Source organism: Sorangium sp. So ce185, assembly GCF_051526825.1.
Taxonomy (GTDB): domain Bacteria; phylum Myxococcota_A; class Polyangia; order Polyangiales; family Polyangiaceae; genus Sorangium; species Sorangium cellulosum_D.
Window position 1 is genome coordinate 9,218,695 of record NZ_CP150316.1, and the last position, 15,405, is coordinate 9,234,099.

At 71.6% G+C, this 15,405-nt stretch carries 12 protein-coding genes; 5 read left to right on the forward strand and 7 right to left on the reverse strand.

The features are described from left to right. Positions 1-104 precede the first annotated feature (104 nt). On the reverse strand, positions 105-572 hold the full coding sequence (locus WMF26_RS33665) for a hypothetical protein (protein WP_437996074.1): 468 nt from the start codon (positions 570-572) through the stop codon (positions 105-107). Between WMF26_RS33665 and WMF26_RS33670 the strand changes: the two genes are divergently transcribed. Continuing rightward, positions 571-1,116: a hypothetical protein gene (locus WMF26_RS33670; protein ID WP_437996075.1), complete on the forward strand. Its 546-nt coding sequence runs from the start codon at positions 571-573 to the stop codon at positions 1,114-1,116. The genes WMF26_RS33665 and WMF26_RS33670 overlap by 2 nt on opposite strands. Positions 1,117-1,211: 95 nt before the next feature. Here WMF26_RS33670 and WMF26_RS33675 read toward each other — a convergent pair whose 3' ends face one another. The 3 genes from WMF26_RS33675 to WMF26_RS33685 form a co-directional block, all read right to left on the reverse strand. Further along, positions 1,212-2,216: a tetratricopeptide repeat protein gene (locus WMF26_RS33675; RefSeq protein WP_437996076.1), complete on the reverse strand. Its 1,005-nt coding sequence runs from the start codon at positions 2,214-2,216 to the stop codon at positions 1,212-1,214. A 9-nt stretch (positions 2,217-2,225) separates the two neighbouring features. After that, entirely contained in the window at positions 2,226-4,343 is a 2,118-nt protein-coding gene (locus tag WMF26_RS33680; protein WP_437996077.1) for a protein kinase domain-containing protein, read from the reverse strand. Between the two features lie 279 nt (positions 4,344-4,622). Then, positions 4,623-5,378, reverse strand: a complete 756-nt coding sequence (locus tag WMF26_RS33685) for a hypothetical protein (protein ID WP_437996078.1) — start codon at positions 5,376-5,378, stop codon at positions 4,623-4,625. 327 nt (positions 5,379-5,705) lie between these two features. Between WMF26_RS33685 and WMF26_RS33690 the strand changes: the two genes are divergently transcribed. From WMF26_RS33690 to lysA, 3 genes are all read left to right on the forward strand, one after another. Then, entirely contained in the window at positions 5,706-5,963 is a 258-nt protein-coding gene (locus WMF26_RS33690; RefSeq protein ID WP_061628685.1) for a hypothetical protein, read from the forward strand. Positions 5,964-6,202: 239 nt separating this feature from the next. After that, positions 6,203-7,900 (forward strand): phospholipase D-like domain-containing protein, encoded by a 1,698-nt coding sequence (locus WMF26_RS33695; protein WP_437996079.1) that lies wholly within the window; start codon positions 6,203-6,205, stop codon positions 7,898-7,900. Between the two features lie 186 nt (positions 7,901-8,086). Further along, positions 8,087-9,394, forward strand: a complete 1,308-nt coding sequence (gene lysA / locus WMF26_RS33700; RefSeq protein ID WP_437996080.1) for a diaminopimelate decarboxylase — start codon at positions 8,087-8,089, stop codon at positions 9,392-9,394. A 91-nt stretch (positions 9,395-9,485) separates the two neighbouring features. Here the strand turns inward: lysA and WMF26_RS33705 are convergent, their stop codons facing one another. Beyond that, the gene (locus WMF26_RS33705; RefSeq protein ID WP_437996081.1) at positions 9,486-10,076 is read right to left on the reverse strand and encodes a hypothetical protein; all 591 of its coding nucleotides are present in this window, start codon (positions 10,074-10,076) and stop codon (positions 9,486-9,488) included. A 269-nt stretch (positions 10,077-10,345) separates the two neighbouring features. Between WMF26_RS33705 and WMF26_RS33710 the strand changes: the two genes are divergently transcribed. Further along, positions 10,346-10,714 (forward strand): VOC family protein, encoded by a 369-nt coding sequence (locus WMF26_RS33710; RefSeq protein WP_437996082.1) that lies wholly within the window; start codon positions 10,346-10,348, stop codon positions 10,712-10,714. A 162-nt stretch (positions 10,715-10,876) separates the two neighbouring features. Here WMF26_RS33710 and WMF26_RS33715 read toward each other — a convergent pair whose 3' ends face one another. Then, positions 10,877-12,235: an LLM class flavin-dependent oxidoreductase gene (locus tag WMF26_RS33715; RefSeq protein WP_437996083.1), complete on the reverse strand. Its 1,359-nt coding sequence runs from the start codon at positions 12,233-12,235 to the stop codon at positions 10,877-10,879. A gap of 304 nt (positions 12,236-12,539) precedes the next feature. Then, positions 12,540-15,254: a hypothetical protein gene (locus WMF26_RS33720; protein WP_437996084.1), complete on the reverse strand. Its 2,715-nt coding sequence runs from the start codon at positions 15,252-15,254 to the stop codon at positions 12,540-12,542. Between the last annotated feature and the right edge of the window lie 151 nt (positions 15,255-15,405).

Below are 15,405 nucleotides of genomic sequence, written 5' to 3' on the forward strand. Positions count from 1 at the left end.
AGCCGCGTCGAGCGCGGATCGCGCCCCGACGCGAGCGGCGGATTCTTAGGACGACGGCGACCGTGCCGCGCTGCGGCAGCGCGCAGCTCCGGCGAGCGGGCCTATCACCTTTCGGGCATCGACATGACTTCTTCTTTGCATCGCGACATCGCACGCTTCACTTGGGTTGGGATCTCCTGTCTGGCCCTGTCCGCCGCGGCGGCGGGGTGCTCGGACGACGGGAACGGCGGCTCGGACGCGGGGGGCGCCGGCGGCTCCGGCGCGGGGACCGGCGGCGCCTCGAGCGTGAGCTCGGGCACGGGCAACCCCATCGCCACCAGCAGCAGCACCGGCGGCGGCGCCAGCAGCAGCACCACGACCAGCAGCAGCACCACGACCAGCAGCAGCACCACGACCAGCAGCAGCACCGGGACGCCGAGCGCGACGAGCACCACGTCGAGCACCGGCACCGGCACGCCGACCGGCGCGTGCCCGGCGAACGCGACGTTCTGCGCCGACTTCGAGGGCGACGGGCTCCCGGAGGGCGCGACGTACCGCCCGTCGTACCAGGCGGCCGACGCCCTGAAGAACATGGAGATCGACTCCTCGATCGTCCACGCCGGCGCGCGCTCGCTGCACGTGAAGCCCGGAATGAGCGGCTACGACTGGAGGATGCTCTCCGTCCCGGCGCCCGGCCCGACGTTCTGGGTCCGGCTCTACGTGCGCAGCAGCGTGGATCTCGGCCAGTCCGACCACAACGCCTACTTCCAGGCCATGACCGGCACCGGCGAGCCGAACGAGGGGGACAACGTGGAGGTCGCCGAGCAGTACTGCCAGATCGTCCTGAACATGCGCGACGATGTCGTCCTGCCGACGGGCGGCGACTTCCGGTGCGGGAGCGGCGGCGCGAGCCTGCCCAAGGACCAGTGGCACTGCATGGAGGCCTACTTCGACGGCACCAAGGGCGATGTCCAGATCTACGCCAACGGCACCAAGATCATCGACAAGACCGGCTGGAAGAAGCTCGACTTCAAGACGTTCAGCTTCGGCTACCTCGGCTTCCACGGCCCCGCGCGCTCGATGTGGTACGACGACGTGGCGGTCGCGCCCGAGCGGATCGGCTGCGCCTCCCCCTGACGCGCCCGCGCGCCGGCGCGCACGTGGCGCCGGCGCGATGCTCTCCTGTCGATCCTGGCCTCTCCCTCGCTGGGCTGACGCGGCCGCTCCCCCTCTCAGAACGTCGCTCGTAAACCGATGAAGCCCGGCCCGAGCACCGGTGTCAGCGCCGCGCGCGCGCCCGAGGTCGAGCCCTGGGCCGGCATCATCAGCAGGCCGGCGACGCCGACGCCGGCGCCGATCGCGAGGACCGCGAAGCCGGCGTTGGAGACGTTGGCCAGCGTGTTGGCCGCGCCGAGCTCGCCGCGCCGGCTCGGAGGGCAGCGGTCGTTCGGGCACGCCTCGGCGAGCGCCCCGGACCTCGCGAGCGTGAGCGCGCCCGCGACGGCCCCGACGCCCAGCCCGATCGCGCCGACGCCGAACCCCGTGGCGGCCAGCACCATCCCGGCGCTCCCCGCCCGCGGCTCCCGCCCGGACGCCGGCCCGGCCGCGCGCGGCGACGGCGCCCCCGCGGACCCCGGCGCAGCCGGCGGCGCGTCCTCCAGCGCCGGGACCGCGACCACGATCGCGGCGCGCTCGGGCGGCACCTCGACCTCGGTCGACCACGCCCTCTTGCCCGGCGCCGCGGCGGCGACCCGATGCCGGCCCGGATCGACGGGGAACGGCGCGTTCAGGGCGGCGCCGTTCAGCGGCTCGCCGTCGAGGGTGAGGCGCAGGCCCGCGGGCGGCTCGGCCATCCTGACCTCGAGCCGCGCGAGCCGCTCCTCCAGCGCCTCGCGCTGCGCGCGCGCGAAGCCCTCGCGGTCCTTCCGGCCCTCGCGCCGCGCGATCTCCTCGACCGAGCGGAGCTCGGCCCAGGCGGTCGCGAGCTTCCCCACCTTCTCGTGGCACACGGCGAGGTTGAGGAGTGTCCCGGGCTTCGGCTCGAGGCGCTGGCTCTCCTGGAACTTGTCGCAGGCCTCGGGGAACTGTCCCCGCTTGAAGAGCTCGCGCCCCTGTCGAAAGAGCGCCTCGGCCACGGGCTTGACCGCGCGATCGGCGCGCTGCGCGGAGGCCGCGCCCGACAGCGCGACGGCCCCGAGCAGCACGCCGGAGCCGAGGAACGAGAGCCCTCGCTTCATCTTCCCGGCTCACTCACGCTGATCGAGGAGCCTCTCCACGTTGCCCTGGCTCGCCGCCGCGGCGCGCCGCGGCCGCGCCGGCAGCGGCGACAGGCTCACGTCGACGTCGTGATCTCGGTCCGGGCGGAGCTCGATGCTCCTGTCCTTGAAGCCGGGCTTCCTCAGGACCAGCGCGACGGGCTCGCTCCCGCGCGGCAGCGCGATGGGGTCGCGGGCGCTCCCGACCCGCCGCTCGCCGAGCCAGACGTCGGCGTCCCCGGGCCGGGCCGACAGCCGCACGACGACCGTCTCCGCGGGCGCCTCCGCCGGCGCGGCGGGCCGCGGCGCGGGTGTCCCGGCCTCCGCGGGCGCGCCCTCCGGCGCCGGCGCGGCGCTCGACGGCGGCGCGGCCGCCGAGGCGAGCGCCACGGCGCCCGGGCCATCGACGAGCGGGGGGAGCCCGGAGGGACGCCCTGCGGTCCACATCCACGTCGCGGCGAGGAGCCCCGCGGCGCTCGCGACCACGAGCTTCCAGCGCCGCGCCGCCCGCGCGGCCGGAGCGCTCGGCGGCGCCTCGACGGCGGCCAGCGCGCGCAGCGACGACCGGCCGCCCGCCTCCGCGCCGCGCGCCGGCTCCGCGGCGCGGAGGCGCGCCCCGGCCGGGCGGGAGCTCGCGCCTCCAGGGCCGGCCATCCGCCCGGGCGCGCTCTCGGTGACCGCGAGGGTCGAGCCCTCGAGCGCGACCGAGGGCTCCGGCGCCCGGCTCCCGTCGGTCGACGGGGGCTCCGTCTCGAGGAAAGCGCCGAGCTCCAGGGTGGCCGTGTCCTCGGTCGCCGCGGGCGAAAGCCCCGGGGTCCACGTCGCGCTCACCGTACCCATCCCCTCCGCGGCCGAGGGCTCCGCTTCCGGGGTCCACGTCGCGCTCACCGTCCCCACCCCCTCCGCGGCCGAGGGCTCCGCTTCCGGGGTCCACGTCGCGCTCACCGTCCCCATCCCCTCCGCGGCCGAGGGCTCCGCTTCCGGGGTCCACGTCGCGCTCATCGTCCCCACGCCCGCCGCGGTCGAGCTCCCCTCTCCCGGCGCCCACGTCGCGCTCTCCCGCGCGATGTCCTCGGTGGCCGAGCTCCCCGCTCCCGGCGCCGACGTCGCGCTCCGGGGCGCCGAGGCCGGCCCGTCCGGCGCGCTGGCGCGCGTGAGCCCGATCCGCCGCGCGGCGTCCACCAGCGCGGCGACCGCCTTGCTCGCGGTCTCGGGCCGGTCGCCCGCGCGCTTCTCGAGCATCGCGAGCACCGGCAGATCGAGCTCGCGCGGCAGATCGGGGCACACGCTCGACATCCGCGGCGGAGGATGCAAGACGTGGTTGTACATCACCGCCACGGCGGACCCCCCGGCGAACAGGTACTTTCCCGTCAGCATCTTGTGGATCATCACGCCGAGCGCATAGATGTCTGCGGCCGGCCCGATCCGCTCCCCGCGCGCTTGCTCGGGCGCCATGTACTGCGGCGTGCCCAGCACGACCCCGGTGCTCGTCTCCTCCGAGCCGTCGGCGAGCTTCGCGATCCCGAAGTCGAGCAGCTTCGGGAACCAGGTCCCGTCGCGCTCCGCCGCGAGGAAGACGTTGTCCGGCTTGAGATCCCGGTGCGTGATCCCCGCCTCGTGCGCGGCGTCGAGCGCGTCGGCGATGCCCCGCAGGATGGGGACGACCGTCGGGAACGGCAGCCGCCTCCGGCGCCGGCACAGCTCGCCCAGCGTGAGGCCGTCGAGCAGCTCCATGACGAAGTAGTGCCGCTGCTGCTCCGGGAGCACGCCGAACGAGAAGATATCGATGATGTTGCGCTGGCGGATCCGGTTCACCGCGCGCGCCTCGGCGACGAACCGGGCGACGGCCTGCGGCTGCGCGGCGAACCGCCGGTTCAGGACCTTGATGGCGACCTTCTTGCCGATGAGCGGGTGCTCGCCGGCATAGACCTCTCCAAAGGTGCCCGCGCCGAGCTTCCGCTCGATGCGGTACTCGCCGACCATGGTGTGCGGCGCGAGGAGCGGCTCGGCGGGGAGGCTCAGGCCCGCGGGCAGGAGCGGATTGCCGTCGGCCGAACACGCCTCGACGTCTTCATCGTACACCGCACCGCACTGGGGGCACGTCGCCATACGAAGCCATGCAAGCGAGGGGTCGCGTGGTCCTGGCTGCCCCACGCGGGGCAAGTCGTTGCAAAGCCCTAGAATATCGGGCTCGTGCGGTCTTGGCTACCCCCATCCCGGGCGGCGCCGCGCCCAGGCGTCCCGCGGGTGTCGCGTCGCCGCCGCGCTTTCCCTCGCTTTCCCTCGCTTTCCCTCGCTCTCCCGCGCGTTCCCTCGCTCTCCCGCGCGTTCCCTCGCTCTCCCGCGCGTTCCCGGCATGCGCGCCGCGCGGCGCGGCGACCGCGCGGATCACTGGCACATCGACATGCACGAGCACGATCTCCCGCACGTTTGATCGACGATGGTGGTCTCGAGGATGCAAGCAGCGAGGCAAGTGTTCGCCCCACAGTCCAATTTTACGTTGCTCGCGCAACCCGAACGGCTGCACTCGAGGTAACACGGACCGTCATGGCTGCAATTCATGTGCAGGCCTTGACACCCGCCGTCGCCGCAGACGACCTCGCACGGGTACGGTCCTATGCAGACCACGCGGATGTTGTTGCACTGGTCGTTGCACTCGAGCCGCGCCGGGCGCTCCTTGGCGTCGAGCATCCGGTCCCGGACGCACTCGCCTTCGGTGTCGCACCGGGTGATGCACTTGCCGCCTTCGCAGCGCTCGCAGCCGTCGCACGGGGCCGGGTCGGGCGGGCTCGCCCCGCACGCCATGCACGTCGCGCTCATCGTGTCGCAGACCGCGCGTTCGACGCAGCCGTTGTAGATCGAACAGCTCGTGGCGCACGCGGTCCCGCTCGGGTCGCACTGGTACGACCCGCAGCTGGTCGGCTCGGCGGAGCACGTCCCGTCATCCCTGCAGGTGCCCGGAGGCGTGACGATGCCTTCCTTGCACGTCCCGCCGCACCTCTCGCCCACCGGCCCGCAATCGCCGACGACGCCGCCCGCCGACTCGTCGACGTCCATCGCGTCGATGCCCGAGACGAGCTGGCATCCCGCCGCCGGAAGGCCCACGAGCAGCGCCAGCGCGCCGCGGACAGCGAGCGCCCTCAAGTCAAGGTCGTACATCCCGGCGGAGAGATCAGCCCAGCGGGGCGCTCCGGACAAGCTCAACCGTCAGCGCCCGAGCGCTCAGGCAGACAAATTCATACAGGGTGGATTTTTCTTCTCTGGCCGCCCTCAGCGGGGCGGCGGGCCCGCTTCGCCGCCGTCCTCCGGGCGCGAACGGCGGCGAACGGAGGCGAACGGGGGGCTGCGTGCGTGGATGCGCTTGCTCCCCCGCGCGGCCGGCTCCATAGCCGACCGGCCGGCGCGCCGGCGCGCCGGCGCGGCGAGCCGGGATGACGACATGCCGGTGATCTCGGCACAAAGGTAGATGCGATGCCGTACTTTGCTTTCCGGAATTTCCCCGACGATACGCCGATCCCCGATGACTGCTATAGCTGCGACGGTTCGCCGGACTGGGCGGCATTGCTGGAGTGGATATGCCCCGACCTCTCGCGCGACGAAGCGGAGCGCCTCGCCGCCGTCGGCGAGGCGAGCGGAGACCGACCGGACATGGCGGGCCTGAAGCGGCTCATCGAGGCGCACGCGAGGCCAGCGCCGCACGGCGCGGAGCGCCCGGACGCAACGACGTGAAGGCGCGGCGGCGCGACGACGTGAACGACGCGAACGACGCGAACGACGCGAACGACAGATGAAGGCAAAGACCCGAGAAGGATGCCGCGGAGCGAACGTGATGACTTGGTGTCATGCGTCTGACGTGCTCGTCTCGGCAGCGAGGCCGCGCCGTTTCCTCCGCGCGGCGCCGGCGGCTCCGGCCCTCGGCGCGCGCGGCGCCCTGGCGGGGCGCCTCGCGCGTCGCTAAGGAAGGGGCGATGGCGACGATCATCGACCCTCGACGTCACACGTGGTGTAGCACCCCGGTGGACGACTTCGGCCTTCTGGTCGATGCCGACGAGTATTACCCCGAGTTCTACCGGGTCGCCGCCAAGGCGCGGCGCTACCTGCTCCTCGCCGGCTGGCAGTTCGACAGCGACGTCGCCCTGCTCCGCGGCGGGCGGGAGGCGGAGGTGTCGAGCCCGATCACGCTGCTCAAGTTCCTGAACCACCTCTGCGAGATCAACCCCGATCTCCAGATCTTCATCCTCGCCTGGGATTTCCACCTCGTGTTCGCGCTCGAGCGCGAGTGGCTGCAGCAGCTCGTCTTCGAGTGGACGAACCACCGGCTGCACTTCCTCTTCGACTCCACCCACGTCGAGCGCGCCTCGCACCACCAGAAGTTCGTGGTGGTGGACGGCGAGCTCTCCTTCCTCGGCGGCCTCGACCTGTGCGACCACCGCTGGGACGACCGCAGCCACGCGAACAAGAACCCGTTCCGCGTCAGCCGCGGGGAGCCGCACAAGCCGTTTCACGACGTGCAGGCCTACCTGCGCGGCCGCGAGGTCGCCCGGGCGCTGACCGAGATCTTCACGGATCGCTGGCGACGCGCCGGCGGCGTGCCCATCGCGCTGCCGGACCTCGAGGGGGCAGAGCCGACGTTCCCCGACTACCGGCCCGAGGGCGGCATCCCGATCGCGGCGCGGCGCGTGACGCTGAGCCGCACCGATCCGCACGGCGCGCCGACCGGCGCCCCGAACTGCACGGAGATACGCGACCTCTACCTCGACGCCATCGACGCCGCCGAGCGCTTCATCTACATCGAGACGCAGTACTTCAGCTCTCACGTCATCGCCGAGGCGATCGCGCGGCGGATGCGCGCCGAGGGCCGGCCGCTGCTCGACGTGGTGCTCATGTTGAACATGGAGGCCGAGACGATGAAGGAGCAGATCGCCGTCGGCCTCTCGCAGGCCAAGGTGCTCGGCGCGCTGCGCGCGACGGCGGCCGAGACCGGCCACCGCCTCGGCATCTACTACACCCTGCCGGCGTGCGGCGAGGACGAGACGGCCGAGCGCGCCACGTACATCCATTCCAAGCTGATGATCGTCGACGACCGGTTCCTCACGATGGGCTCCGCCAACCTGACGAACCGCAGCCTGTCGATCGACACGGAGATCAACGCCTCGGTCGAGACCGAGGACCCGGGCGACGCGCTGGGCCGCTCGATCCGCAGGGTGCGCGCGTCGCTCATCGGCGAGCACCTGGGCGACACCGAGTTCGACCGGGCGGACGACCTCGTCACGTACCTCGACGGGCTGGCGAGCCCCCCGACCGGGCCGCGCACGCCCGGGAGCTCGTGCCGGCTGAGGCTCCACCCGTCGCCGACGGCGGACGAGCGCGCCCTGCTCGAGCTGATCGACCCGCATCAGCTGCCGTTCGACCCCGCCGCGACCGAGGACATCGACAAGCGGAACGGCTCGCTGTTCGTGGGCGGGCTCGGCGCGCTCTGGCGCCACCTCTTCAGCAGCCGCAGCGACGCGAACCACGCCGACGCGAACCACGCCGACACGAACCACGTCGACGCGAACCACGCCGACGCCAACCGCGCCGGCACGAGCCTCACCGAAGCCAGCCTCACCGAAGCCAGCCTCACCGAAGCCAGCCTCACCGACGCCAGCCGCACCGACGCCACGTAGCCGGCAGGCGGCGCTCCGCGCGCACCGACGACCGACGGGCGGGCCGCACGGAAGGCCCGCGCCGCGCGCGCCGTTGCGGGCCGCCGGTGGCACATGGTATGCTAGTGTACTGGTAACCTGCAAAAGGTTCCTTCGGGTGTTCTCTCGAATTTGAAGCGTTTCTGAAGCGTTGACGCGACGAGGAGTATGCAAGAGGCAGAGATCAAGATCGGGGGCATTTCGGTCCGCGACCTCGCGGAGCAGTACGGCACGCCGCTCTATGCCTACGATGCCGAGCGCATCCGGGAGAACTTCCGTCGACTCACGCGCGCGCTGCGCAGCTGTTACCCGGAGGTGTCGGTCTTCTACGCCATCAAGGCGTGCAATAACCTGGAGATAGCGAAGCTCCTGGTCGAGCAGGGCTCCGGCGTGGACGCGGCGAGCCCGAACGAGATCCGCCTGGCGCAGGCGCTCGGGCTCTCGGGCGAGCAGATCATCTACACGGGCAACAGCCTCTCGGACGAGGACCTCGCCGCGGGGCTGCGCGCCGGGGTGATCTTCAACGTGGACGACCACGGCATCCTGCGGCGCCTGTTCGCGCTCGGGCGGCCGCGCTGCATGTCCTTCCGGATCAACCCGAGCGGCGAGGACATCGCGACGCCGGATCTGAAGCCGTTCGCCGGGCCGTCGGCGAAGTTCGGGATCCACCCGCGCTACGTGGAGGACGCCTACCGCACGGCGCTGGAGAACGGGGTCGAGCGGCTCGGGGTGCACATGATGCCGCACTCGCAGGCGAACAAGCCGGAGAGCTTCGCGCACGTGACCGCCAAGCTGCTCGACCTGATCGGGCCGGTCGCGCGGAAGCTCGGCTTCGACCTGGCGTTCCTGGACATCGGCGGCGGGCTCGGCATCCCCTACCGGAGGGAGCAGCCGGCGCTCGACGTGGACGCCGTCGCCCGCGAGATCGCCGCGGTGGTGCAGAAGAAGTGCGCCGAGCACGGCATGAAGACGCCGCGCCTCGTCATGGAGCCGGGGCGCTACTTCGTCGGGGACGCGGGCTACGTGCTCGGGCGGGTGATCTCGATCAAGCAGGGATACAAGACGATCATCGGCACGGACATCTCGATGAACACGATGGCGCGGCCGGTGATGTACGGCGCGTATCACGAGGTGCGGATCAACGGCCGCCGCGGCAAGACGGCCCCGATGGCGATGACGGGGCAGGTCTGCGAGAACACGGACATGTGGATCAGCGAGCGCGAGCTCCCCGCGGACGTGGCCGAGGGGGACGTGGTCGTGTTGATGGATGCGGGCGCGTACGGGCACGTGATGAGCTACGACTACAACGGCCGGCTGCGGCCGGCGGAGGTGCTCGTCGACGGCGGGAAGAGCCGGCTCATCCGGCGGAGGGACACGTTCGAGGACATGGTGTCGCGGATGTGCCTGTCCGACGATATCAAGGAGCGGCTGCGCACGATGGGGGTGGAGCCGGCGGGCGCGGCGGGGCGCGGCTGAGCGGCGGAGCCCGGGAGGCCGCGGCTGCCCGGCCCCCGGAGAGGGTGTTCTCCGGGGGCCTACCGTCTTCACGAGAGCGATGGGTGGAGCCTCACGGGAACGGGGCGAGCGGATCCTGGGGGACAGGCGCGCCGAGGCCGGCGGACGGAGGGGGCCAGTCACCGAACTGAGGGCCAGGGAGACCGCCGCCGGGCGGGGGCCACTCGCCAGGTTGCAGGCCAGGGGGGCCGCCGCCGGGCGGGGGCCACTCGCCAGGTTGCAGGCCAGGGAGACCGCCGCCGGGCGGGGGCCAGTCGCCAGGCTGCGGGCTAGGGAGACCGCCGCCTATCGCGACGACAGGAGGGGGCACGGGCCCCCACTCCGAGGCCGGCAAACAGATGACGTTGCCGCGACCCGTCAGGATGGCGCCGTAACGGCACCCGTAGGCCCCCGGCGTGGCATCGAACCGGGCAGGCTCCGAGACACAGGTGTTCACCACGGCGACGTACGTGGTCCCCGGCGGACAGCCGTGACAATGCTCAGCGGCCGGCGCCTCACCCACGCTCTCCTCGACGTCCGCCGGCGCCAGGGCGGCAGAGGGGGCCTCCCGCCCATCCCCCTCGTCCGTCGCCGCCATACAGCCGGCGAGCGCCGCCGACAACGAGGCTGCGAGCAGCACGACGATCTTCCTCGATTCAGCCATGTGGAATCTCCTGATTGAAGGGCGAGACAAGATCGCTCGACCGCCGCGTTGAAAGACGACAGAGTCGCCGCGACACAGCTGACCAGCCCCGACTACGTTGGATGACACAGTCAGCTCGTCAATCGCGGCGGAGCGGTCGAGAGAGGCGGCAAACGACGCATGGATTCGCGCGAATCCTGCGATAACCGTCCGCCGGACGGCGCGTCGATCAGCGCATGTGGCGCCCGACGCCGCTCGCGATCTGCCCTGCTTTCTTGTATACCTGGCCTATGCCGTTCACGTTCGTCTGCATCGATCACGTGCAGCTCGCGATGCCGCCCGGACAGGAATCGCGCGCCGTGGCGTTCTACCGGGACGTGCTCGGGATGGAGCACGTCCCCAAGCCCGAGCCCCTCGCGTCGCGCGGCGGCGCCTGGTTCCGCGCAGGCGCCGTGGCGGTCCACCTCGGCGTGGAGCACGACTTCACGCCGGCGCGCAAGGCGCACCCGGGCCTCGTCGTGAAGGGCATCGACGACGTCGCAGCAGCGCTCGAGGCCGCAGGCCACGCCGTGCGCTGGAGCGACGAGCTGCCCGAGGTGAGGCGGTTCCACACGGACGATCCGTTCGGGAACCGCATCGAGATCATCGACGGCGGCTGAGGCGCGCCGCGCAGACCGAGCTTCACGGCGCGACCGCCCCGGGGACGCGCGCCGCCCGCACCGCCTTCCCGTCGAACGCGGCCGCCGGCGCGTGAATCGGCGCCGCCCCCGCCGCCCGCAGCTCCGCCGGACCCAGGCGCCCTGCTCCGCGAGGGCGCGCCTTCAGGCCGCCGACGCCCGCGACCCGGCCTTGCTCGCGTGGCGGTTCGCCGGCCGGGCCAGCCCGAGGTTCTCGCGCAGCGTGCGGCCCTCGTACTCCGTGCGGAACAACCCCCGCCGCCGCAGCTCCGGGATCACCAGCTCGACGAAGTCGTCCAGCCCGCCCGGGAGCCACGGCGGCATCACGTTGAACCCGTCGGCGCCGCCCTGCGTGAACCACGCCTCCAGCTGGTCGGCGATCTGCTCCACCGAGCCCACGATCGTCCAGTGCCCGCGCGCCCCAGCCACCCAGAGGTAAAGCTCCCGGATGGTGAAGTTGCGCTTGCGGGCGATGTCGAACATCAGCGCCTGCCGGCTCTTGTTGTTGTTGGTCTCCGGCAGGTCGGGCAGCGGGCCGTCCACCGGATACCCGGACAGATCGATCCCGCCCGACAGACCCGAGAGCAGCGACAGGCCGACCTCCGGCAAGATGAGGTCCTGCAGCTCCTGGTACTTCGCCCGGGCCTCCGACTCGGTCCGGGCGACCACGGGGAACACCCCCGGCATGATCTTCAGCTGGTCGGGGTGGCGCCCGTACTTGGCCATCCGCCCCTTCACGTCGGCGTAGAAGGCCTGCGCGTCCTCCAGCGTCTGCTGCGCGGTGAAGATCACCTCGGCCGTCTCCGCCGCGAGCTCCCTGCCCGCCTCCGAGGATCCCGCCTGCACGATCACCGGGTGCCCCTGGGGCGGGCGCGGGATGTTGAGCGGCCCGCGGACGGAGAAGAACTTCCCCTTGTGATCGAGCGTGTGCAGCTTCTCCGGGTCGTAGTAGACCCCCGACGCCTTGTCGCGGAGGAACGCGTCGTCTTCCCAGCTGTCCCAGAGGCCGGTGACCACGTCGACGAACTCCCGCGCCCGGACGTACCGCTGCGCGTGGTCGGGGTGGGCGTCGAGCCCGAAGTTCCCGGCCGCCTCGCCCCCGCCGGTGGTGACGACGTTCCACCCGGCCCGCCCCTGGCTGAGGTGGTCCAGCGAGGCGAACTTGCGGGCCAGGAGGTAGGGCTCCTCGTACGTGGTGGACGCCGTGGCGATGAAGCCGATGCGCTCGGTGACCGCCGCGAGCGCGGAGAACAGCGTGACCGGCTCGAAGCTGGCCCCGTAGGCGGTGCGGCCCTGCGCCCCCGGCCGGTTCTGCAGCGCGAGCCCGTCCGCGAGGAACACGGCGTCGAGCTTGGCCCGCTCCGCGGTCTGCGTGATGCGCTTGTAATGCGCGAAGTTGATGCCCCCGTCCGCCTGCGCGCCCGGGTGCCGCCAGGCGGCCACGTGGTGCCCTGCGCCGGGCAAGAAGGCGCCCAGACGGATCTTTCGTTGATGGTCGCTCATGGATGTCCTCGCGTCCGCGCGTGGGCGCGCGCGCGGACCGCCGCGCGGCCGCGCCGCAGCCGCGCCGCGCACCGCAAGCGTCGTGCCCGGAGGCGGAGCCACGGGCACACCGGCTGGGAGCAAGGCACTTCCCCTCCCCTGCAACGAAGCTGTGCTGCGAGAGCAGCACTGGACGGCCCACGCTGCGGAACCATTGCTGTCAGGGCAACACCCGGCCGCGGCCAGCGCGGCGCTCGACGGTCGTCCTCCCGGCGGCGTGCTCGCAGACGCCCCCGCGCGGCCTGTCACGCCGCGGCCACCCCCATCACGGGACCCGATTCGGGTCGGCCGGGTCGCTGCCCGCGTCCCGCTCGTCGCCGTCGCGGAAGCCATCGCCGTCGCGATCGATGCCGATACGCTCGCCCGACCCGGGCGGCACACAGGTATACGTCAGCTCGCCGCCGCGCCCCGTGGGGAGCAGGCGGAGCTCGGCGTCCGATCGCCACGGCTCGCGCGCGCGGTCGGGGTCGAACCAACCATTCCCGAGGTAAAGAAAGCCCAGCTCGGCGCCGTGCGACCGGCCCTTGACGACGAGATCGCAATCGCCGGCGTCGGCGCGCGCCACGAGCAGATCGACGCGCGGGCCGGCCGTCGCCGCGTTCGACGACGTGAGCGTGATCTGCTGGCCCACGATGGGCTTCAGGTTCGACTCCAGCGCCAGCATGTACGCCGCCACTTGGTGCTTCAGGACGTCCCCCTCGGGGCCGACGGCGAAGCCGCCGGGGTTCTCCGGGGTCTGGACGAAATCGGAGAAGGAATTGAAGCGGAAGAGCGTATCCACGGCGCCGTCGTGGAGGAAGCCGAAGCCGCGGACCTGGTCGCCCATATGCGCGTTCGAGCCGCCGAACGGGAACACGAACGACTCCGCCATGCCGAACATCCCGACCTTCTGGTACTGATTGCGCAGGTGCGGGACCTTGAAGACCTGGGACTCGTTGGCGTTGGCCGAGCCGCCGTCGCTGCCGAAGAAGCCCGGCGCGGGGTCGTCCGGGTTGGCGTCGGGGTCGACGACGTGGCACCCGATGCACGAGGCGCCGAGGATGCTCGAGACGGGCCCCCCGAAGAAGGCGCGCCCCGCGAGCTGATCGGGCGTGAGCGCGTCGTCGAGCGCGCGGATGGGGTTGGGCGGATAGGTGACCTGGAGGATGAAGTCCGTGAAGTCCTCCATGTCCTCTTCTGAGATCGTCTGGTCTCGCCCCAGCAGATCGACGAACGCTCCACGGAATTTCTTGAACGCCGCCCGCTCGTCGAACACCCCGCTGTCCGGCTGGGAGGTGGGCTCATCATGGCCGCCCGTGCGGTCGCCGCGCCAGTGCATCGGCCCGTGGTTCGCCATGCCGCGCAGGCTCTGGGTCGTCATCGGCCCCTTCATCGGATGGAGGCTCGGATCCAGGCCGAAGAGCTCGGTACAGAACGGCCCCGGGTTGTCCAGCACGGAGCCGTCCGGGTTTCCGAGGTCCCACGCGAGGCTGTCGAAGTCGCCGAAGATGTGGCAGCTCGCGCACGACGAGTCGCCGTGGCTCGAGCTCAGCGACGCGTCATAGAGGAAGCGGCGTCCCCGGACGACGCTCGGAGGCTCCGGGTTGTGCATCGGCACGTGCGCGACCTCGCGGCGGGTCCGTGTATCGATGACCGAGATCGCGTTGTCGAAGCGCGTGAGCACATAGAGCCGCCGCCTGCCTTCGTCGAGGACGAGGCCGGTCGGGCCGCCTCCAGGGACGCGGATCTGGTTCGCCGCGCTGGGCACGAACGTGCCGTCCTCGAGCCTCGCGGTGTCGAAGATGCCGATCTTGTCCGAGCCGAGCGCCGCGACATACAGGGTCGCGCCGTCCCTCGTCACGGCCATCTCCGCCGGCTGCGCCAGGCTCTTCTCGCTCTCTTCGTTCGGTACCGGCGCGCAGCAGCTGCTGTAATCGATGTGCTTGTTGAGGTGCCTCGGGACGACGCCGTCTGGGCCGAGGACGGTGATCCGGCTCTCGTGCAGGTGGCCTCGCACGCTGTGGCCAGCGAAGAGGCCCGGCCCCTCGAAGCGCTGCTCGTTTCGGGCGTCGGTGTTGGACACATAGACCTTCCCGCTCACCGGGTTCACGACCATGTTGAAGAGGACGGTCCCCACCCCCGTGAAGAAGCCGCCTGGCCCGTCCACCTGACGCGGCGGGTTGGCGGTCGCGTCGATGACGAAGACGTCCTTATCGGGCAACGAGAAGCGCACCATGTCGTCCCAGGGGCGACCCAGCTCGTCGACCCAGTGGGCCCCGTCGAACTTGACGATCAGCCCGACCTCGGGCTGCGGAACGCCTTCGAAATTCGTGTTGGGCCAGGGCAATCCGCCCGCGGCCTCCCCGCCGTTCGGCACGAGGCTCTCGTCGATGGAGGTCGTGCGGTTCCCCGAGTGGAAGGCGGCGGCGTAGACCCGGCTGCCGTCCGGCGTCACCGCGAGCGCGCGCGGCGTGTCGCTGAAGAGCGTCACGATGGAGAGCGGCGTGCCCCCGAGCGAGGTCCCGAGCTGTCTGGCGTCGAACACCCACACGTCCGCGCGCCCCACGCCGGGCGTCGTGATCTGCGGATCGAAGGGGATGTTCTGCCCGCGATGGGCCGTGGTGATGAAGGCCCGCGAGCGCTTCGGTCCGGCGAACACGATGTCGCGCGGTTCGTCACCCACGAGCAGCGTGCGGACGACGCGCGCCCTTTTGGCGTCTCGAACATCGACGACGCTCACGCTGTCGGACAGGTGGTTCACGACCCAGACTTCGTCGTCGCCCCGGGCAGCCACGGCGACAGGCTCGAGGCCCACGGGCACGGACGCCTCGAGCCGCAGACGATCGGCCTGGACGCGGAAGATCTCCAGCCGGTTGTCGGGGGTGTTCGCCGCGAAGAGCAGCTTGCCGTTCGCAGAGAGAGCCAGGGGGCGGACCTGGCCCGATTCGAACGTCGTGAACGAGGTGGTGGCCGCCGCGGGGAGAGGGGCAACCAGGAGCATGGCTGTAACACTGGAGCTCACAGCCAGAAGGAGGCGCAAAGAGCGTGATGGCAGCATTGTCTCAAATTATATAAATTAAAGATATTTTACAACATCGCGCGCCGTGGCCCGGTGGGCTGGCCGGGTCCGAGGAGCATGATGCGACGGAGGT